This window comes from Desulfovibrio desulfuricans (genome assembly GCF_024460775.1).
GTDB classification, from domain to species: Bacteria; Desulfobacterota; Desulfovibrionia; order Desulfovibrionales; family Desulfovibrionaceae; genus Desulfovibrio; species Desulfovibrio desulfuricans_E.
Genome location: NZ_JANFYZ010000002.1, coordinates 110,178 through 131,223, shown reverse-complemented (window position 1 = coordinate 131,223; position 21,046 = coordinate 110,178). Strand labels below are relative to the sequence as shown.

Here is a 21,046-nt window from a genome sequence, read left to right as displayed (position 1 = left end):
CCCGGTTGTTAAAAAACAGCCGGGTTTTTCTTTTTTGTACAGAATACATTTTGTTTCCAGTTGAATCAAAGCGTTGCAACATACTGTTTTGCATGGTCAACACAGTAAATATACGTCATCACTGCTGCCAATATAGAAAAAATATTGACATTTTCTAATGTTTGTTTCAACTTTAAAGCTGCCTTCATTTTTTTGGAGGAAAGTACCTAGGAGGACTGTCATGAAACGCTTTATTCTTGCGTTGGCGCTGGTGCTGAGTCTGGCACTGCCCAACATTGCCGCTGCTGAAGGCAACGGCATGTATCTGGCCCCCAAATTCTTGATGAGCTTTCAAAATACCGGCCAAATTGAACGCTCCCGCGCCCTGGCTGGCTCAGGCGTAGATCAGTACAGCCAGTTCACCCTTGGTGGCGCCATGGCCCTGGGCTATGACTTCTGGCCCCAGCAGATGCTGCCCCTGCGTGCCGAACTTGAATTCGCCATGCGCGGCAACAATGAAAAGACCTGGAGCGATGGCGGCGCGGCGATCAAGCAGGTCAAGGGCACCTGGAACTCCTCGACCCTGTTTGCAAACCTGTTCTGGGATTTCCACAACGACAGCATCATGACCCCTTATGTGGGTGGTGGTCTTGGCATGGCCTTCAACTACGCTGGCTATGACTTTACCGCCAACAACGGCGACAAGTTCAGCGGCGATCAGCGCACCACCAACTTTGCCTGGAACCTGGGCGCTGGTGTTGCCTTCAACATCAACGAGCACTTCGCCATTGATGCTGGCTACCGCTTTGTGAGCCTTGGCTACAACGATGTGAGCGTCACCTCTGCTGGCAACAAGTACAACGTTGGCAACCGCCCCTACGAAAACGAGTTCATGCTCGGCCTGCGCTACGGCTTCTAGCCGTAGATAAGCACAGCGGCCTCCCAGGAGGCACAGCAACGTGCTGTGGACGGTAGATCCAGCGCTGGCCCTGCTTGCGCTGTCCGTCCCTCAGGAACAAAACCCCGGCTCAGGCCGGGGTTTTTTGCATTCTGGCGTCAGGCGTATTCATCTGCTGCCCGCATGCTCCGGGCATGCCTGGATATTTTCTTAACTTTCTTTAATATCAACAGTTTTTATATAATTTTCGTGGAAATTCCGGTCCAGTTATGCGGCATGAAACCACCGAAAATTTCTTTTTCCCCCTTGACAATCTGCCTTGCCTTACGGTGCGCATAGTTTGCTGATGCCTAGTTAAAAAGTGAAGTATACATAAGAAAAACAGAGAAAAAACAAATTATAATTGTGTAAAACTTTTTGACCCCATGTTTAAATCTCCAACATACCCCATGAAAGCCTTGCGCTCAAAGGATATACCATCATAGGGACTACAGGCCGAGTAACTAAAAAATATTAAAATTCAGGCCTATTAGATATAAACAAAGTTGGGGATAAGAAATTGGCCCCATGTCTCAAACAGCTCGGAATCATCAATTGCCCCCAAATCTGATTTTGGGCTACAAGGCGGCATGCGCGAACAATGGTCGGAAATTTCTGAAAATCTCAAGAAAATGCTGCATTCCGGCGTTTTCAAGGTCTGGATTGCACCCTTGCAGGCACAAGTGCACGCGGGGGGGCTTTTGCTTACCGCGCCCAATGCTTTTGTGGCCAGCTGGCTCGAAGGCAAGATGCTCTCCACCCTGCGTGAAGCAGCAGCCCCGGTGCTGGGACTTGACCCGGCTTCTGTTGACGTGCGCATTACCGCTGCAGGCGATACCGCCCACAGCAGCAAGCCTGCGGCTAACCTGCCAGCCAGCGACAACCGAAATAACTCGGCCTTTGCGGCCAGCCCTGCGCAGCAGCCCGCTTCTTTTGCCCTGCCCCATAATGCAGAAGCCCCCGCCAGACAGGCCGACACGGCAGAGCAGTTCGCGCACTCATCTTCCATACTGAACGCGACCTTTTCCGGCTTGGCGGCCAACGCCACGGAGGCTGCCAGCCGTCAGGACACTGCTGCCCAGCAGATGGCGCGCCCGCAGTTGCAGGCCACCCTGCCCATCAGCAGCACCCCGGCCTACCGTCTGGCGACCAACTGGCGCTATTCTTTTGCGGACTTTGTGGTTGGCCCCACCAATAATATGGCTGTTGCGGCAGCTCAGGATGTCAGCCGTAGCAGCGGCTGCGTACGCACCCTGTTCATGAACTCTGCCCCTGGCCTTGGCAAAACCCACCTGGCTCAGGCCGTTGGACGCGCCATTGCAGAAGAACGCAGCGGCGCGCGCGTGGGCTACCTGACGGCAGAAGATTTTGCCTCGCGCTTTGTGGCTGCCCTGCGCACCCACGACATCGAAAATTTCAAAACCCGTTTCCGCGACCTTGACGTGCTGCTGCTTGAAGACGTGCATTTTCTCCAGGGTAAGGAAAAAATGCAGGACATGGCACTGGCCGTGGTGAAAAGCCTTCAGGCCAAAGGCGGACGAGTCATTTTTACCTCATCGTTTTCGCCTCGCGAACTGCAACGCGTAGACAGCCAGCTTGTGTCGCATTTCTGCTCGGGCATCCTCACCGATATTGGCCGCCCCACAGAAGACATGCGCCGCCACATTCTTGAGCGCAAGGCCAAGAGTTTTCAGGTGCTGCTGCCCGACTCCGTTTGCGAGCTGCTGGCCTGCCGCCTCGACGGCGATGTGCGCCAGATGGAATCGTGCCTGAACAGCCTCATCTTCAAGGCGCGTCTGCTCAATTGCGGGCTGAACCTTGATCTGGCCATGGAAGTGCTCAGCCAGTATGCCGAGATCAGCTGCGGGCCGGATATGCCCACCATCGTGCGTCTGGTCTGTGAAAGTTACGGCCTCAACGAGCGCCAGCTCAGCTCCCGCTCACGCCGCAAAGAATGCGTGCTGGGCCGCAACACAGTGTATTATCTCGCGCGCAAGCACACGGAACTGACTCTTGAAGAAATCGGCGAAAAATTCAACCGCCGCCATTCCACGGTTATCAAGGGCATTACCAGCGTGGAACGTGAACTCTCCAAAGAAACCAGCCTTGGCCGCCAGATTGCCAGAGCCGTCAAACTTATCGAACGCAATGCGGGCATGGGCGCGTAAGCGCCCTTGACCCTGCTGACGCCCCCTTGCCTCCTGCCCTGTCTGGGGGCCACAGAGCCTGCCTTCCATCCTTTTTTTCGCTTTGCATGCTTGCCTGAGGTGAGGCCTTTAGCCTTGTAGGCCTCTAGCTGTGTACCATGCAGCAAACGCACAAGCCTGCTCCGCTTCATCCCTCAGGGCATGCAGACTGCCCCTGCGACCGTGCCCAGACATTCACGCTTATAATCTAAACCGTGTATTTATTGATACATGGCTTCACTCTCCGTATGGTCTTAACGTTCGCTGGATATGACCCAACTGGCCGCACAAGGCGTCCGGTCATGTCCACCCCGCATTCAGGACAGGCCATGCTGCACGTAGATATCCATAAAAAACACGGCGAGTTTGAACTGCAACTTGCATTTGCGCTTGCGGAGTGCGGCATTGCTGTCATCTTTGGCCCTTCCGGTTCCGGAAAAACAAGCCTTATCAATTGTATTGCAGGGCTGGAAACGCCCGATGCAGGGCAGATACTCTGTCACGGCATCACCTGCTTCAACGCGGAACAAGGCATAAACCTGCCGCCAGAAGGCAGACGCCTGGGCTATGTTTTTCAGGACGCCCGCCTGTTTCCACACCTTTCTGTCCGCGAGAACCTGCGTTTCGGCCTCCGGTTTCATGCCGCCCGCGCCAGCAAGGATGCGCCCGCCCTTGGTGACGTTGCCGATCTGCTCGATATTGCCCCGCTGCTGCACAGACGCCCGGCCCATCTTTCCGGCGGAGAAAAGCAGCGCGTTGCCATTGGGCGTGCCTTGCTCTGCCGCCCGCGCCTTCTTCTCATGGACGAACCCCTTTCATCGCTGGACATGAGCCTCAAGGATGGCCTTATGACCTACATTGCGCGCATTCCGCAGCAGTGGAACGTGCCAGTGCTGTATGTCACCCATTCGCCCGACGAGGCCTTGGCCCTTGGCAACAGCATGCTGCTGTTGCGCCATGGCCGCCTTGAAGCGCAAGGCTTGGTTGAGGTTACCCTTCGCAAGGCGCACGGTTTGGGCCTGTTGCCGTACCCCACCTTCTATTTGTCAGGAGCCGCACATGAAGCCTCTGGTATTGCCTGAACGTTTTCGCCTTTTGCTGATACTGACCGCATGCATTCTTGTTTTTGCGCAATCGGCCCATGCTGACGGGCCATCCATCACCACCGGGCTTGGATACAAACCCATGGTGCAGCAGTTGTGCGCGGCCTATGCGCAGCAATCAGGCGTAAAACCCACAGAAATGTACAGCGGCAACATCGGGCAGATAATCGAACAGGCCAAGGCGGGGAGCGGCGTCAGCATTATTGTTTCAGAAAAAGGCACGTTGCAGGATTCCGGCCTGGCCTTTGCCGCCTATGAACCGCTTGGCGAAGCCGTGCTCGTGCTGGCGTGGCGTAAAGGGCTGCACCTTGCCTCGGCGCAGGATCTCACCAAACCGGAATTTGCCAAAATCGGCTATCCCGATGCCAAGGCGGCCATTTACGGCAGAGCGGCAGTGGCCTTCATGAAGGGCAACAACTTGCTGGAGCCGCTCAAGGCAAAGCTTTCCATGCTTTCCACTGTGCCCCAGGTCTTTTCCTACCTTGTTTCCGGTGATCTTGACGCCGCCTTTGTGAACGAGGCCATTGCCCGCAAGCAGGGCGACAGCGTTGGCGGCTGGATGGAAGTGCGCGAGGGCTATACGCCCATGCTGCTGGTGGCGGGTGTTGTGGCCGGGCAGGAGAACAAGGCCGAAGTGCACTCGTTCATGCAGTTTCTGAAAACCCCTGAAGCGCAGCGTATCCTTGCGGGCAACGGCCTGCGCCTGTAGCCATGCAGCTTCATGAACTGTGGCGCGCCCTGTGTGCGCCTGAAGTCAGCTTTTCCGTGCTGCTGACCCTACGGGTCTGTAGCGCCTGCCTGATCTTGCACGCGCTGACGGCCATTCCTCTTGCCCGGCTGGGCATGGCTAAAAATCCGCATCTGCGGCGGGTGATCAACTTTATCATCACCCTGCCGCTGGTTTTTCCGCCTATGGCCCTGGGCTTTTTGCTGCTCATGCTCTTTGGCCGCAACGGCTGGGGAGGCATTGCCCTGCGGGAGACACTGGGCGTCAGCCTGGTGTTTTCGCAGGGGGGCATCATTCTTGCCGCATGGCTGGCAGGGCTGCCCCTTGTGGTCAAGCCCGTGCAAACCGCGCTGAACAATCCCGATCTGCTGCGCTTTGAGCAGGCGGCGCGGGTGTGCGGCGCCTCACCCCGCAAGTGTTTTTTTCTTGTGACCTTGCCGCTCATCCGGCATGGCCTTGCCGCCGGGCTGCTGCTGGGCATCACGCGGGCCATGGGCGAGGTGGGCATCAGCCTCATGCTCGGCGGCAACATTGCAGGGCGCACTAATACACTCTCGCTGGAAGTGTTCAACGCCGTATCCACAGGCGAATTTCAGCGGGCAGCCCTGCTCTGCGCCATACTGGCGATAATCAGTCTTTTACTGTACCTTGGCATTGACTGGTGTCAAAAAAGGTCATTCTAGAGCATTATCACTCCGCTGCTTCAGCGCAAATGCACGATTCTGCGCCGTTGACGGAACATTCTCAACCGACATTGCTCTAGCCTGTATAGTGTTCTGCATTTACAAGGAGCATGTCATGCACTTTCCCTGTTCCGATACATGGCTGGAGGGCCTGCTGGCAGACGACTGCCCCGGCCTTGACCTTACGGTAGAACTGCTCGGCATTGCCGCGGCTTCTGGCGTCATGCGCTTTGCGCCCAAGGCGGATTGCACCATCAGCGGCGTGGAAGAAGCCGGATTGCTTCTGCGCAAATGCGGTCTTTCTGTCAGCCGCACCGCCGCCAACGGCGACAGGCTTGCAGCGGGCCGGCAATGTCTGGAGGCCACAGGCCCCGCCGCCGCCCTGCACCGTGGCTGGAAGCTGGCCCAGACCCTGATGGAATACATGACAGGCATTGCCACGCGCGCGGCGCACATGGTGGAGCAGGCCCACACCGCAAACCCCGCCGTGCGCGTTGCCGTGACACGCAAAAACTTTCCCGGCGCCAAGACCATCTGCCTGGAGGCCGCCATGAACGGCGGGGCCATTATTCATCGGCAAAACCTCTCGGACAGTATCCTCATTTTTGACCAGCACCGCGTTTTTCTGCCCGGCGAGCAGCAGACCTCGTTGCGCAGCGTGGCAGCAATGATGGATAAATTGCGAGCGAAAGCGCCTGAGCGCAAGGTCAGCGCCGAGGTGGACACCTTTGACGATGCCCTGCTGGTGGCGGAGGCAGGCATTGATATTGTTCAGTGCGAAAAATTCGATTGCGAGACCCTTGCCGCAACCGTGGGCGCTGTGCGCGCCCTGCGCGATGACATCGTCATTCTGGCCGCTGGCGGCGTCAACGGCGGCAACGCCGCCCAGTACGCGGCCACTGGCGTTGACGTGCTTGTCACAAGCTGGCCCTACTTTGGCAAACCGGCAGACATCAAGGTTGTGATGGAAAAAGCCCCCTAGGGCAATAATTGCGGAGGTACAGATGCCTTTTGTAAATATTAAGGTAACAGGTGGTGCAGAAGCCCCCACTGCGGAACAGAAAGCAGAACTTATCAGCGGCGTCACGGAGCTGCTGCAAAGGGTGCTGAACAAAAATCCCGCGACTACCGTGGTTCTTATTGAAGAACTCTCCACGGATAACTGGGGCATCGGCGGCGAAAGCGTTACCGTGCGCCGCCGCAAACAGTAGCAGCCATCAAATAAGCAAGGCGGCAGCCCGGACATGAAGCCCGGGTCGCCGCCTTTATTTTTTACTACAAAGATAAAGCCTTACAGCCAGGTGACATCCAGCGCCTTGCGCGGCGGCCTGAAGTGGGGGGCAAGCAGGGGAAAGCCCATCATCTGTGCGGCATAGACCTGCTCATCGTCCTTAACGCCTACAAAGGCCCGCAGAGCGTGGGCAGAGGGATGCCCCATGGCAAAGCATACGTAGCCGCCCCAGCAACAGCCCACCTTGTGCCCGTGAGCCAGCAGCTCCAGATAAGCGGCGGCAATGGAGGCATCCGCAGGCCCCCAATGCCCCTTGGGGGCAACAATCAGGGCAATCTGCGGAGCAGTGCGGGTGATGACGTCATACCCAGCTTCCCATGCCCGCACGAGACTTTCGGCATGTACATCCTTGGCGGTGGCAGGGTCAATTTCCGGCAGGGCGCGCAACCAGTCAATGACCAGGGCTGCCAGCTTTTCCGTCTGCTCGCGGGTTTCCAAAACAATCCAGCGCAACTCCTGCGTGTTTTTGGCCGTAGGTGCAAAGCGCGCGCCGTCAAGAATCCTGTGCAACAGTTCGCGCGGAACAGGTTTGTTTTTGAAATTCCGCACCGAACGGCGCGAAAATACGAGTTCTTCAACCTGCTCGGCCGAAGGTAGCTGATCACGCCGCAAGGGACGGCTGTCTTGCGAAGAAAGCCCCGGCGCGGAACAGGCATTGGCCGGGCAAAAGGCCATGCACTGCCCGCAACCAATACATACCCTGACCTTATGCAAAGACATGGAGGGGTATTCACCAACATTGCCATCAATAATCTGAATGGGGCACACTTTGGCGCAAATTCCGTCCTTGCGGCACAATTCTGTATCTACTATAAAAGAATTCATAGGCTCCCTGGCGTTATAACGCATGGTCAAAAATGCAAAATGCCGCCTTTGCAGGCATGAGCCTGCTCAGGGGCTTGTATCCTGCACATAAAAGCGGCGGTTTACAGGCTGCCGTGGTACGAATACTACGGTAATGCCTGCCAAAAGGCAAAAATCCGCCAGCACACCCACGGCCCGGCCCTCAGCGGCAGGCGCCAGCAGAACCTCGGCCCCAGCTGCCGCCTCTGTTTTCTCAGCAATCCGCTGCCACCAGTTGCAGTGCCCTTCGACTATCAGTTTCCTGCTTTCAGATTCCCACTCTCATTTTTCCAAAAAAATGATCCCGCAAAATTATCGGAATGGCAATTTTGAGAATAATTTCCCATTATTAAACAATATCATCTTGGAACTTGTTTTTTTCACACTGCTATGGTATCATTTCTGCTTGTGTTCTGAACAAATATACTCCGCCTTATACTATTTGTTAGCAAATAGTGGCGCTTGAATCTATGCCTTGTTACACAACCTGTCACAAACCTAAAGTTTTTTCACAAGCAAGCGATAGTATTTTAAACTATTGCATATGGAGAACTTTGATGCAATTACGAGCAAAAGTCTGCATCCCCATAGCTGGTATTACACTTGCTATCGGCATTTGTTGTTATTTTGTCATTCAAAAGCAATTTGAAAGACTTAACGAAACAAATATACAGACTTTGGTCGAAGCCCGCTCCTCGCAGATGAAACAGGCCATTGAACTGTGCAGCGAACAGGCCATGCGCATGGCCGCGCTGGTGAGCAGGCTGCCCGAAGTTGAGGCCGCTTACAGAACAGCCATGGAAGGCGACATTAACGATGAAAACAGCGCCACCGCCCAAAGGGGACGGGAAATGTTGCGCGCTTCCCTCGCTCCCATGCTGGACGGATTCAAGGCTGTTATCGGCGAAAAACCCCAGATACACTACCACTTCCCCCCGGCCCGGAGCTTTGCGCGCCTGTGGCGCGACAAACAGACCAAGCGGGGCGACAAGTGGGTTGATATTTCAGACGATCTTTCAACCTTCCGGCCCACCGTGCTTGAGGTAAACAAGAACGGCAAAGCCCTGTGCGGGGTCGAAATCGGCAGCGGCGGTTTTGAAATCCGGGGCCTTGCGCCTGTCACAAGCCTTTCGGGCAGCCAGTTGGGTTCTGTTGAAGTGCTGGTGAGTTTCACTAACGTGCTGAGCGGCCTGAGCGCTGGCGAGGGAGAATCCTCGCTGCTGTACATGAATGCCGAGCACCTTAAGGTTGCCACGGGCCTGCAAAACAAGGAAAAGCACCCTATCGTTGCCGATTCATATATTCTTGTGAGCGGCACCAAGGACGGCAAGGTCGAGGGATTGCTGGACAAGAGCTTCCTGGATGCAACCCGTAAGGGATCGACAACCCGAATTGTCGGCTCCACCCTGCTTTCCGGCATGCCCATTACAGATTTCAAGGACAAGCAGATCGGCGTGCTCGTGTTCAGCACTGATCTGTCTGAACAGCAGGGCATCATGAGCCGCGCGGGGATCATCCTTGCGGCGGCCTTCCTTACCCTGCTTGTAGTGCCGCTGGTCATGACGTTCTTTGTGCTCAGCATAACAGTGCTGCGGCCAGTTCAGAGCATCCGTCAGACCATCCAGGAGATCGCAGAAGACAGGGCCGTGCTGGCCCATCGCCTGAAGTATTCCTCCGAGGACGAAATCGGCGCGCTGGCCTCATGGTTCAACCGGCTGCTGGACAAGATTGAAAGCATGCTCACAGAGGTGCAGGGATACAGAAACCTGCTGGATTCCGTGCCCGATCCTATCTTTGGCGTAGATGACGACTACCGCATTATCATCGCCAACAAAGCCACAGAAACCTTGCTCGAGAAGGACATTACAAAGCTTCGCGGGCAATTCTGCCACGACAACTTCAATACCGAAGTGTGCCAGAGCGACGACTGCCCCATTGCGCAGTCCAAGTGCAGCGGCAAGTCTGTGGTGGCGCGCATACTTGACATCGGCACTGCGGAAAATCCGCATTATATTCAGCCGTTCAGTGATGTGCTGCGCGACAACCAGGGTAATAAAATCGGCTATGTGGAAATTGCGCGCGATGTGACCACCCTGGTGCTGAAAGAACGCGAAATTGAAGCCACCATGAAGCATATGCAGGAAGTGAATACCTCCATAAGCGCAGCGGCTGACAGCCTGACAGAAGCTGTGGGCCTGATGAATGACCGCTTCCAGCAGGTTTCGGATGGTGCGGATGCGCAAAACGGCCGCGCGCAGGAGACCGCCACCGCCATGGAAGAAATGACTTCCACCGTGCGCGAGGTGGCGCAAAATGCTTCTTCCGCCGCTGACCAGACAGAAGACGCACGGCAAAAGGCACGGCATGGCGCGGAAATTGTTGACGAGGCTGTTTCTGCCATTGCAGAGGTCAACAGTCACACTGGCGCTCTGCTCAAGGAAATGGAATCCCTTGAAACCCATACCGAGGGCATTGGCAGAATCATGGGAGTTATCTCGGATATTGCCGATCAGACAAATCTGCTGGCCCTTAACGCTGCTATTGAAGCTGCCCGCGCGGGCGATGCCGGGCGCGGTTTTGCCGTAGTGGCGGACGAAGTGCGCAAACTCGCGGAAAAGACCATGCAGGCCACCAAGGAAGTCACAGAGGCCATCACAACCATTCAATCTGTGGCAAAGGGCAATATGCAGGAAATGCGCGATACTGCCGACACTGTCAGCAGAGCTACAGAAATGGCCAACCAGAGCGGCGCCGCGCTTTCCCAGATAGTGGAAATTGTCGCCAGTGCCAGTAACAGCGTGCAATCCATCGCCACGGCAGCGGAACAGCAATCCGCCACGAGCGAAGAAATCAACCGCGCCATTACAGATGTGAAGCATGTTGCAGAAACCACCAATGCCCTGACGCGTGAACTGCACGGCACCGTTGCCGAACTTTCACGCCTTGCCGCGCAGTTGAAGGCGCTGTCGCAAGGATAAGTTCCCGTAGATTCCGAACAGGCGCAGATATCACAGGGCCCGCATCAGTCATACTGTTTGCGGGCCCTGTAGCCTCTTCTTGACGTTTGACACAAGATGCCCTACCCACAGGCTATGTAGCGTTGAGTCAAGGGCTTGTTCAAGCGCCAGCACTGATCGCGGCAGCTCAGGCGGCAGGCACCAGAGCTGACCAGGCAAACTGCCTGCCCTACAGTCCAAAGTAAAAAGCCATAACCCGATTGCAAACAATCAGGCAGCCCCCCTTGCCGACAGTGGTGCAATACCAAGGTCTCACAAATTTCGCTCCCAAAAATCCCGCAACTACACACGCCCTAACCCAACAGGTTCATTGAGGTTATTTGATGAAGAACGTTGAACGCTTGCTTCAGGGGAATGAATTTTTTCAAAAAAACTATTTCTGCAAGCATGAAAATGAGCTTCTGGAACTGGTTTCCAGCGGCCAGCACCCCAAGGTACTCTATATCGGCTGCGCCGACTCAAGGGTTATTCCATCGCTTATCACCAACACACCTCCCGGCCAGCTCTTTGTGCTGCGCAACGTGGGCAACTTTGTAGCCCCTTACAAGCCGGACGAAGACTATCACGCCATGGCCGCAGGCATTGAATATGCCGTAACAGCTTTGAATGTTGAAGAAATCATCATTTGCGGCCACACCTATTGCGGCGCCATCGCAGCCCTGTACAAGGACATTCATGACGAGGCCTTTGTGCACACGCAAAAATGGCTTTCGCTGGGCAAAAAAGCCAAGGAACTCGCCACGCTGGCACTTGGCAAGGAAGTTGGACAGGATAAACTGCTGCGCCTGACAGAGAAACTCTCCATCATTTTTCAGATAGAAAACCTCATGACATACCCGTGCGTGCGCGACAGAGTAAAATCGGGCGACCTGCACGTTCACGGCTGGCTCTACTATATTGAATCTGGCGAAATCAAATATTACGACCCAGACGAGCACGATTTTCTGGCCCTGAAAAAATAACGTTCCAGAGCGCAGGCCAACGCGCTTGTTTTTGTTGCGACATGCAGTGACAGCGGATTTTCCAGCCTTGGAAAATCCGCTGTTTTTATACTCGTTCTAGCATTTCGCATTCTGTGGTGTGAATACAGGCATTGATGCCATTTGCCAAATACGTGCACGCATGCTCGCAAAACATCGGTAAACTGTTTTGAAGGCGCACCGTAGCGCGGGCCTTTTACCATTCAGGCGTACCTAGCAGCCATCGCAGCCATATACTTATAAATTCACAACAATACAGAGATATTGCTTTATAAGAAATATTCACATTTACACCAGATAAATTTTATATTTAACTAAGTTGAAATACATTCCAAGCTAGTCAGCCTCAAGCAAGGGACTACTTCCATGAACAAAAATCTGACAGATCAATTCATGAAGTGGAATGGTTCAACAAATATTGCATGCTGTCTTTTAACTCGGATTGCAGGTAATACATTTTCCATTAGTGCCGCCAATACAAGATTTACTGAACGCCTAAAAATCACTGACTTTGAAAGCTTAGAAAAAATTATCGAAAACAGGGATCACCTGAACAAGTCGCTCTCCCATGATGCTGCGGAAGAATGGACAGTATTTTGCGAAACCATGCATTGCTTCCTTGACTGCCGCTGCCAGCGCATTGAAGACAACGTTTGCGTACTGTGGATTTCTGCAGCAGAACAGCAGCCGATTGATGTTCTGTCTGATATTCCGATCGGCATCATCCGCATGAAGGTCGCGCAAGGGCCTGCCAAACTTCACTGCACCTACATGAACAGCGAGGCGCTGGCCATGACAGGCACATCGGGCAATGAGGCGAGCAAGTGCTTCCACGCCAGCGATCTCATGCATGTTCACAGTGCCGACGCGTGCAGGATAGAACACATGCTGGCAATGTTCATCTCCGGCAAGGCCGTGCAACCTCTGGAGTGCAGGCTGCGCCCGCAAGATGGGCACGTCAGATGGATTCGCGTCAGTCTCTCCTGGGTTATTCCCCAAAAAGTTCTGCAACTGGCATTTGTCAACATTTCTACTGAAAAAGAGACCCTGGCGCACAACCGGCAAAACCAGGTTTTGCTGCAAAAAATTCTGGATACTACGCAGGCTGCAATCTTCTGGAAAGACGCTGAAAGGCGTTTCACCGGCGTAAACAAGGCATTTCTGGAATATTACGGCTTTGATTCAGAGCAGGTGCTCTTGGGTAAGAATGATGAAGACATGGGCTGGCACAGCGACCCCGACCCATACAAAAATGATGAACTGCGAGTGTTGCAGGGCGAGAGCACCACACGGGTTCCTGGCATGTGCTTTTGCAAGGGCGAAAACCGCCACATTGTAGCCAGCAAAAGCCCGCTTTATGAAGACGGAAAAATTGTAGGTCTTGTGGGCAGTTTTGAAGATGTCACAAGTGAATACATGTTGCGCAAAGACGTAGTGGATCTCAATGCCAAGCTTCACGCAGCGCTGAAGAAAGAACGCCAGGCCAACCGCGCAAAGTCGGACTTTCTCTTGCGTATGAGCCACGACATGCGCACTCCCCTTGCGACCATTGTCGGCTTATCAGACCTTGAGCTGAAAAAACACAGGGAACCTGACCTCACCAAGGCCTTCTCCACCATAAAGGCGTGTTCAAATTTTCTGCTTGCCATTCTTTCTGACATTCTTGACCTGCAGAAACTCTCTAACGGAAAAATAGACGTTACACCAACAATTTGCACTGGCGCACATAGCGCAAAAAACATTGAGTCCATCATCAGGCCCCAGGCCGAGGCAAAAAACATCACATTCATAACGCATTTCAACTGCACAGCAACCAACTGCCATGCGCAGATTGATACGCGCAAGGTTCAGCAGATCATTGTCAACCTCTTGAACAATGCCGTCAAATACACGCAACCCGGCGGCACCATAACATGGCGCAATGACATCAGCGGTGAAAATGCCGACAGTATTGTTGTGACCCACGTCATTTCTGATAACGGGCCGGGAATCAGCAAAAAATTTCAGGCCAGAATGTACTCCCCGTTCACGCAGGAAGATCATGTTTCCAGCGCAGGCAGCGGGCTTGGGCTGGCCATTGTAAAAAATCTGGTGGACATTCTTGGGGGCAACATCACCTGCAAGTCTGCGCCCGGCCAGGGAACGACCTTTACTGTGATTTTGCCCCACAAAAAAGCTACCGCAGCAGATATCACCGCATTCCACAAAAAAAATCGCACTCAGCACACCGCCGTCTCACTTGAGGGAAGAAATATCCTCATCTGCGAAGACAACGCCATCAACAGTGAAATCCTGAAAGAAATGCTTGAAAGTGAAGGAGCGCTGTGCGAACAGGCGTTCAATGGCAGAGAAGGTGTGGAAAAGGCCAGAGGCCGTAATTACGACATTGTCATGATGGACATTCGCATGCCTGTGATGGACGGCTATCAGGCCACCCGCGAAATACGGGAGTTTGATGTGGACACCCCCATTGTGGCACTTTCCGCCAATGTTTTTGCCGATGAAATACAGAACGCCTTTGAATCCGGTATGGATGAGTTTCTGGAAAAACCGGTAGTTATGAGCAAGATGTTTTCAGTTCTTGGCCAGCTTCTTTCCACCACGTCTGACGCGCCCTTGCACGGTCCGGATTAAAAACTCGCCAGCCCGCAAGCTCGCTTTTCAGAAAAAAGCCTTCATCCCTTCCTGCCAGCTTGCGTCTGAACTGTTTTGCACGCACAGTGCAAGCATAACTCACCTTGTTGTAAATATCACAACCACGCGGGGCGTATTATACAGATGCAACCTTTCCAAGCAGGCCTTGCACCTCCCGGAAACATGATTACCTGAAAAGAACTTAAGGTAGTCAACTACTATATTTCCCCCTCTTGCTGCTTTGCAGTCTGCCCATAGTGAGGTATTATGTACAGGACTGCACCATATGCGGCAAGCCACAGATACGGCTATGAACGGCTCTTCATACCCTTCCAACCGGAGGCTATCCCCCGAAGGAGGCCATGATGACAACTATTAAGAGCATCAGCGCGCAAGCCCTGCGGCAAAAAGACCTCAAGCAGGCGCTCATTGTGGATGTGCGCACCCCCATGGAATTTGCGGAAAAACGCCTCGTCCTTCCGACCACGCTGGCCCCGGTGACGGAGCTTGATCCTCACATGGTTGCCCTGCGCAGCGGGGCATTGGCAGATACCCCCATTTATACCCTTTGCGCCAGCGGCAGACGTGCGCAAACGGCGGCGGCCAAATTTGCCGAAGCCGGATTTACGGACATAACCGTTATTGAAGGCGGCCTTGCAGCCTGCAAGGAAGCTGGCTTCCCCACTGCGGGGCAGGCGCTGCCCAAAACAGGCGAAACCTCACCCACGCTGGACAGGCAGGTGCGCCTTGTGGCCGGGGCGCTCACGGCCCTGTTCGTTTTGCTGGGGCTTTTTGTGCACAAGGCTTTTCTGCTCGGCGCGCTCTTTATTGGCTGCGGGCAGGTATTTTCCGGCCTTACCAACTGGTGCGGCCTGGCCCTTCTGCTCACGCGCGCACCCTGGAACAAAAAGGGCTGCTCTGGCGGCGCTTGCCCCATTGGAGCTGGCAAAAGCCCCGGCGCAAGCTGCCAGTAATGCGCCTTCCCTTGATGCCGGAACTTTCACCCTAGCTTTTTTGCAAAGGAGTTCGCCATGTCTGCACCCAACGTGCGCGGATTTTTTGATCCCGTTACCGCTACCTGGACATATGTGGTCTGGTCTGCAACCGATGCCCAGAAGCGTTGCGCCATTATAGACAGCGTGCTGGATTTTGACCTCCACGCCTGCCGCACATCCACTGTTTCTGCCGATGCCGTTATTGATTTTGTCCGTCAGCAGGGCTTTGTGGTGGAGTGGATTCTTGAAACCCACATCCATGCCGATCACGTCACCGCAGCCAGCTATATCAAGGAAAAAATGGGCGGGAAAATAGCCATCAGCAAACACATGCTGGATATCATTTCCACCTGGACGCCCATTTTCCAAACGCAGGAGGACACACCCGCAGACGGCTCGGCCTTTGACCATCTGTTTGAAAATGATGAAGAATTCACCATTGCCGACATGCCCGCAAAAATCATCCACACGCTGGGGCATACCCCCGCAGACACCACCTATATTGTGGGCAATGCGGCCTTTGTGGGCGACACCATCTTTTTGCCCGATGTGGGTTCAGGCCGGTGCGACTTCCCTGGCGGCAGCGCCGAGGATTCGTATGATTCCTCCCGCAAGCTCTTTGCCCTGCCCGACGACCTGCGCATCTATGTGGGGCATGACTACCCGCCTGAGGGTGTGCGGGGCCCGCAGTGCATGGCAACCGTTGGCGAGCAGAAAACCGCCAACGTGCGGCTGAACCTGCAAGTGGGCAAGGCCGAATTTGTGGCAAAACGCAAGGCGGACGATAACGGCAAGGCTGTGCCGCCGCTCATATTGCCCTCCCTTCAGGCCAACATGCGCACAGGAAAATTCGGCAAGGCCGTCAATGGCCTGCAATTTGTAAAACTGCCCCTGAACCGCATGTAAGACCAAGGACAAATATCCAGCATACAGACAAAGCCCCTTCCTCCACCGGCATGCCGCAATGGACGAAGGGGCTTTGAGAACATGTGTGACCAAGGCCGGAGCGTAAAAAAGAGGGAAGCTTGCAACAGAACATGGGCCTTGTAATTTTGGCTACTTTTTGCCGTACACGGCCCTTGCAAGGTCAACCGCAAACGGCCCAGCCATACCCGTAGGCGTGGTATTGGTAAGCGCCACAAAGGATATGCCGTTGGCGCGATCCATGAAAAAATGGCTTCCGTATGCGCCGCTCCAGCTCCAGGTGTTCTGGCCCGCGGGGTATTCCGCCTTTTCAGGGCGCAGCAGCACTGCGCCGCCAAAACCAAATCCCCAGCCCGGTGCAACAACTTCGTTGGTTTTACCTGCGGTTACACTCAGCCTTTGCGACAATATGGGGCAGACCTGATCGGCAGTCATGGCCTTCGCGGTATCCGGTTTGAGGATGGAGCCGCCGTTTTCGCGCACGGCCTCGAGAAATTTCAGGTAGTCTACTGCTGTTCCAACCATCCCTGCCCCGGCGGAGGGAAAGGCCTGTTCGTCCAGCGCCCTCCCCGGCTGAAAGCGCGTGGCGGAAACAGCATTGGGTACAATTTCAGTTTCCGCCATGCGATGGGCCTTGCCATTGGCCCACACATAGGGTGCGGCAAGCAGATCAGGATCATCTGCCATAAAGCCCGTGTGCGTCATGCCCAGCGGCCCGGTTACAAGCTCCTGCACCACGTTGGGCAGCTTGTCCCCGCCAGCCCGCGATACGATTTGGCCAAGCACATCAATGGCAAGGGAGTATTTCCAGTCTGTACCCGGCTCATAATAAAGCGGCACCGTGGCAAGCCGCCAGATGTTTTCTTCCAGCGTGATGGGCGGGTCATCCAGTCCATCGGAAACTTCGGCCAGCGCCATGGGGCCATCGGGCGGCTCCGAAAATCCATAAGAAAGCCCGGCAGTGTGCGTGAGCAGGTGCCGCACGGTAATGACCGGATCCGCCTTGCCCGCGAGCGCAGGGGTAAAGGAGGGGATCCAGCGGGTAACGGGATCGTCCAGAGCGATCATGCCCTTATCCGCCAGGGCAAGGGCTGCGGCGCTCGCAATGGGTTTGCTCATGGAGGCCAGCCGAAAGCGCGTATCCGGACTCATGGAGGTGCCTTTTTCCGCATCGGCCATGCCTACAGCCCGCGCATAGACCACCTGCCCTTGACGGGCAACCATGACCACAGCCCCCACTATGCGCCCCTCGGCCACAGCCTTGTTCAACACGGCATCAAGCCGCTGGGCCAAAGCCGCATCGTCTGGCTTTTCGGCGCTGGCGGCGCTGCCGCCAGCCGGAACCAAGGCGCAAAGGGCAACAATCAGCAGGGCAACAAACCGGGACGCCAGTTTGCCCGCGAGCAACCCCATTATTTTTTTCTGTTTCTGCACGCATCCTCCCCGCAGGCAAAACTGCCCTGCCCTATTTCTGCTGATAGAGCCATTTTTGGGCACATATGTAAATACCGGGCGCGCTTTTCACAAGCATTGGGCGCTTAACAAAGAAAAAGCATTCCGCTAGGATTAAAACCAAGCAGGAGGACACCATGAATCCACTCTTTTCTCCCATCAAACTCAAAGGGCTGACACTGCCCAACCGGATAGTCGTCCCCCCCATGGATCAATACTCGGCAGACGAGGGCCGCCCCGTGCAATGGCATGCCATGCACTACGGCACTCTTGCCGTTTCCGGCGCCGGGCTGCTCATCGTGGAAGCTACGGCAGTGGAAGCGCCAGGGCGCATATCCCCGCAGGATCTCGGCCTGTGGAATGAGGAACAGGAAGCCGCCCACAAGGCCATGCTTGATTCCATCCGCTCCTATTCTTCCACGCCCATCGGCATCCAGCTTGGGCATGCCGGACGCAAGGGCGCTACCGGGCGTCCGTGGGAAGGCGGCAAGCCGCTCATGCCCGCTGATGGCGGGTGGGAAATATGCGCCCCCTCCGCCCTGCCCTATGCGCCGGGCCATCAAAAACCGACAGAACTCACGGCGGCAGACATCGCCCGCCTTACAGAATCCTTTGTTACTGCGGCAAAGCGCGCTGTGCGCGCCGGGTATGACGCCATTGAACTGCACACGGCCCACGGCTACCTGATGCACGAATTTCTGTCGCCGCTCAGCAATGCCCGCACCGATGCCTACGGCGGCAGCCTCGAAAACAGGATGCGCTTTCCGCTGGAAGTGCTGGCAGCAGTGCGCGCCGTTGTTCCTGGCAACTATCCGGTGGGTGTGCGCGTTTCAGGTACCGACTTTGCCGAGGGCGGCTGGAATGTGGAAGAATGCGCTGTCTTTGCCAGGGCAGTTGAAAAGGCAGGTGGCGCATACATACACGTTTCCGGCGGCGGGCTTTCGCCCGACCAGAAGATTACCCTTGCGCCCGGCTATCAGGTGGCGCTGGCTGCGGCGGTCAAGGCCGCAGTGAGCGAGCTTCCTGTTATTGCCGTGGGCCTCATCACAGAGCCGGAACTGGCCTCAAGCATCGTGGTCACAGGGCAGGCCGACATGGTGGCCATTGGCCGCGCCATGCTGTACGACCCGCGCTGGCCCTGGCATGCCGCTGCCGCTCTTGGGCAGACCATTGCCGGGCCGTCGCCCTACCTGCGCAGCAAGCCGCATAACGTAAAGGATCTTTTTGTGTAAGGCTGATTCCACAGCCACACGCTTAAATGCAGAAGGCCCCGCTATCCTTATTTGATGCGGGGCCTTCTGCATTGACCAGCCAGATCAATGCCGCGTGGGGATTGCTCCCGGCGCAGGATCTCGGAACATATCCGACTAGGGAGCGTCCACCTTGTGGGCCTGTGCTTGCGGCTGGGCCTGGAGTTCTGCTCCGGCATTGGCCTCGGTGCTGTTTACGGTCTGGGTTTCCAGCGGGGCCGCCCCGCTGCGCAACTGCCAGCGCGTGATGGTCTTGGTGCTGAACATCCGCAGCGGTATATAAAAAAGAATGAACCAGAAGACCATGCTCGGCTGATTGCCAAAGAGCGGCAAAGAAAAAGGCAGCTCCGGGCTGATTGTGCCAAAGCGCAACTGCATCCAGGCAAGCATGATGGGAACAGGCCACAGCGAAGCCACAAACAGGGCGTTGCTAAGCGAAAAATAATAGCCAAAAGCCTCATGCCCCTGGCGGTTCACGGCCTTGAAGGCTTCCTTGCCGGAGTTCTGCAAGGCAGATTCGCTCAGTTCATGGTAGTGCCGCATGTCATCCTGCAATTTTTTCAGGCGCTTGCGGTGCATGCGCTGGGCCATGCGCAGGGTGGCAATGCCTATGAGGCCCGCCACCAGCGCAAGAACTGCTGTTCCCAAAAAGTAGGCCGCCTCGGGCTGCGGCACCATGCGGTACGGCAGCACAAAAAAAGGATCAAGCCAGACCAGAAGTTGTTCCATATCTCAGAGGCTCCGTATTTCGCGCCGGGGCGATTCTACGCCCTTGCGCACGGGCAGATTACCATTCTGTCGTAAAAAGGAAACACTGCATCCCCGCGGGCAGGCCAGGGGGATGCAGTGTTTTTCATGTTTTCAGCATGTTCCGGACATAGCCGGAAATACTAGCCGAACATCTTGATGTTGAAGAAGCCGCGCAGGATGTAGTCGGTACCAACGTACAGGGCCAGCACGATGAACAGGCGCTTCAACCAGATATCGGAGAAGAAACGCGAGGTGTAGGGGCCAACGATGGAACCAACAGCAATACCGGCCAGTTCAAGACCAACCAGATTCCAGTCCACCAGCGCGCCGTGCAGCATGAGGGTGGTGATGCCGGTGATCATGCTGAGCAGCACGGCCAGAGCGGAGGTACCGGCAGCCAGGTACATGGGGAGCTGGGTCACGCTGGTGATGAAAGGCACCAGCAGGAAGCCGCCGCCCACGCCCAGGAAGGCCGCGATGCTGGCGATAACCACGCCGCCGCAGAAGGGCAGCAGGGGATTGAAAGAGAATTCCACGCCGCAGAAGGTGAACTGGCAGGTGGTGAAGGTGAACTTGATGAGCTTCACGCCCGTGGGGGCAGCAACGCCTTCGCCCTTGGCCTTGGCGGCAGCTTCAAAAGCCTTGGCGGCTTCCTTGGCTTTGGCCTTGGAACGCTGACCGGCGGGGGAGGTTTCCCACATCAGGTACAGGCCCAGCAACAGCACGAAAAGACCAAAATAGCCCTGGTAGGACGAGAAGTTCAGCTTGCCGGCAGTCAGCGAAACAGCACTGAAAGCGCCCACGATGGAGCCGAGGCCAAGGGCGAAGCCCAGGGGCAGCACAAGGCGCTTCATGCGGTAGTAGCTGAACGTGCTGATAACAGCGGAAAGACCGGCGAGCATCTGGTTGGAGGCGCGCACGGAGTCGGTGACGGACTTGTTAAGGGGCGTCTTGCCAAAAGATTTGGCATACGCGCCAAGGCCATGCACGGTCATGTGGCCCACGCCAGCCATAACGCCGCCAAAAGCGCCCACGGTGGAGAAAATCCAGCCCACCCACAGGGCCCAGCCAAAGGCCAGAATCATGTTGACCTTGGGGCCGCCGGGGATGCCGAGATAGCCGGGTTCAGCCTGCATATTGATGGTATTGGGGGCCGTTTCCACCTGTTTGGCGATGGCATTGGCAAGCACACTGCCGTCAGCGGCAAGGGCGACACTGGCGGTCAACACCAGAAGTGAAGCCACCACGCCGAAAAGTACCCACTTGTTTCTCATTCCAACTCCTCCCGATCAACG

Annotated in this window: 18 protein-coding genes; 13 read left to right on the top strand and 5 right to left on the bottom strand. The window is 55.6% G+C overall.

The annotated features are described in order from the left end of the window. Positions 1-220 precede the first annotated feature (220 nt). The 7 genes from NE637_RS03240 to NE637_RS03210 all read left to right on the top strand — a co-directional run bounded on the left by NE637_RS03240 (position 221) and on the right by NE637_RS03210 (position 6,826). Complete coding sequence (locus tag NE637_RS03240; protein WP_192111347.1) at positions 221-898, top strand: outer membrane protein; 678 nt, start codon at positions 221-223, stop codon at positions 896-898. Between the two features lie 608 nt (positions 899-1,506). Continuing rightward, on the top strand, positions 1,507-3,084 hold the full coding sequence (locus tag NE637_RS03235) for a DnaA ATPase domain-containing protein (RefSeq protein ID WP_192111346.1): 1,578 nt from the start codon (positions 1,507-1,509) through the stop codon (positions 3,082-3,084). A 347-nt stretch (positions 3,085-3,431) separates the two neighbouring features. Continuing rightward, positions 3,432-4,184 carry a molybdenum ABC transporter ATP-binding protein gene (locus NE637_RS03230; protein ID WP_227117708.1) on the top strand — a complete coding sequence of 251 codons (753 nt, stop codon included), beginning with the start codon at positions 3,432-3,434 and terminating at the stop codon, positions 4,182-4,184. Beyond that, positions 4,162-4,914, top strand: a complete 753-nt coding sequence (gene modA / locus NE637_RS03225; RefSeq protein WP_227117710.1) for a molybdate ABC transporter substrate-binding protein — start codon at positions 4,162-4,164, stop codon at positions 4,912-4,914. Before NE637_RS03230 ends, modA begins: the two co-directional genes overlap by 23 nt. 2 nt (positions 4,915-4,916) lie before the next feature. Next, complete coding sequence (locus tag NE637_RS03220; protein ID WP_192111343.1) at positions 4,917-5,615, top strand: molybdate ABC transporter permease subunit; 699 nt, start codon at positions 4,917-4,919, stop codon at positions 5,613-5,615. Between the two features lie 115 nt (positions 5,616-5,730). After that, the gene (gene modD / locus NE637_RS03215) at positions 5,731-6,597 is read left to right on the top strand and encodes a ModD protein (protein ID WP_192111342.1); all 867 of its coding nucleotides are present in this window, start codon (positions 5,731-5,733) and stop codon (positions 6,595-6,597) included. Positions 6,598-6,619: 22 nt separating this feature from the next. Beyond that, complete coding sequence (locus NE637_RS03210) at positions 6,620-6,826, top strand: tautomerase family protein (RefSeq protein ID WP_192111341.1); 207 nt, start codon at positions 6,620-6,622, stop codon at positions 6,824-6,826. A gap of 80 nt (positions 6,827-6,906) precedes the next feature. Here the strand turns inward: NE637_RS03210 and NE637_RS03205 are convergent, their stop codons facing one another. Continuing rightward, positions 6,907-7,731: a nitroreductase family protein gene (locus NE637_RS03205; protein ID WP_192111340.1), complete on the bottom strand. Its 825-nt coding sequence runs from the start codon at positions 7,729-7,731 to the stop codon at positions 6,907-6,909. Positions 7,732-8,450: 719 nt separating this feature from the next. Here NE637_RS03205 and NE637_RS03200 point away from each other — a divergent pair. Continuing rightward, entirely contained in the window at positions 8,451-10,727 is a 2,277-nt protein-coding gene (locus tag NE637_RS03200; RefSeq protein WP_192111339.1) for a methyl-accepting chemotaxis protein, read from the top strand. Positions 10,728-11,089: 362 nt separating this feature from the next. Next, positions 11,090-11,728 carry a carbonic anhydrase gene (locus NE637_RS03195; RefSeq protein ID WP_192111338.1) on the top strand — a complete coding sequence of 213 codons (639 nt, stop codon included), beginning with the start codon at positions 11,090-11,092 and terminating at the stop codon, positions 11,726-11,728. A 537-nt stretch (positions 11,729-12,265) separates the two neighbouring features. Here the strand turns inward: NE637_RS03195 and NE637_RS03190 are convergent. Further along, entirely contained in the window at positions 12,266-12,580 is a 315-nt protein-coding gene (locus NE637_RS03190) for a hypothetical protein (protein WP_227117711.1), read from the bottom strand. A 51-nt stretch (positions 12,581-12,631) separates the two neighbouring features. On the opposite strand from NE637_RS03190, the gene NE637_RS03185 reads away from it, so the two are divergent. The 3 genes from NE637_RS03185 (at position 12,632) to NE637_RS03175 (ending at position 16,281) form a co-directional block, all read left to right on the top strand. After that, a complete protein-coding gene (locus tag NE637_RS03185) occupies positions 12,632-14,380 on the top strand; it encodes an ATP-binding protein (protein WP_227117713.1) in 1,749 nt (582 codons plus the stop codon). Between the two features lie 365 nt (positions 14,381-14,745). Beyond that, positions 14,746-15,354 carry a rhodanese-like domain-containing protein gene (locus tag NE637_RS03180; protein WP_192111335.1) on the top strand — a complete coding sequence of 203 codons (609 nt, stop codon included), beginning with the start codon at positions 14,746-14,748 and terminating at the stop codon, positions 15,352-15,354. Positions 15,355-15,411: 57 nt separating this feature from the next. Beyond that, the gene (locus NE637_RS03175; RefSeq protein ID WP_227117715.1) at positions 15,412-16,281 is read left to right on the top strand and encodes an MBL fold metallo-hydrolase; all 870 of its coding nucleotides are present in this window, start codon (positions 15,412-15,414) and stop codon (positions 16,279-16,281) included. Positions 16,282-16,431: 150 nt separating this feature from the next. Here the strand turns inward: NE637_RS03175 and NE637_RS03170 are convergent, their stop codons facing one another. After that, positions 16,432-17,733, bottom strand: coding sequence for a serine hydrolase domain-containing protein (locus NE637_RS03170; RefSeq protein ID WP_227117717.1), 1,302 nt, complete (start codon positions 17,731-17,733; stop codon positions 16,432-16,434). Between the two features lie 155 nt (positions 17,734-17,888). Between NE637_RS03170 and NE637_RS03165 the strand changes: the two genes are divergently transcribed. Further along, the gene (locus NE637_RS03165) at positions 17,889-18,983 is read left to right on the top strand and encodes an NADH:flavin oxidoreductase/NADH oxidase (RefSeq protein WP_227117719.1); all 1,095 of its coding nucleotides are present in this window, start codon (positions 17,889-17,891) and stop codon (positions 18,981-18,983) included. A 135-nt stretch (positions 18,984-19,118) separates the two neighbouring features. Here NE637_RS03165 and NE637_RS03160 read toward each other — a convergent pair whose 3' ends face one another. Next, positions 19,119-19,730 (bottom strand): hypothetical protein, encoded by a 612-nt coding sequence (locus tag NE637_RS03160; RefSeq protein WP_192111332.1) that lies wholly within the window; start codon positions 19,728-19,730, stop codon positions 19,119-19,121. 161 nt (positions 19,731-19,891) lie between these two features. Further along, entirely contained in the window at positions 19,892-21,025 is a 1,134-nt protein-coding gene (locus tag NE637_RS03155) for a sulfite exporter TauE/SafE family protein (RefSeq protein ID WP_192111331.1), read from the bottom strand. Positions 21,026-21,046: the final 21 nt, after the last annotated feature.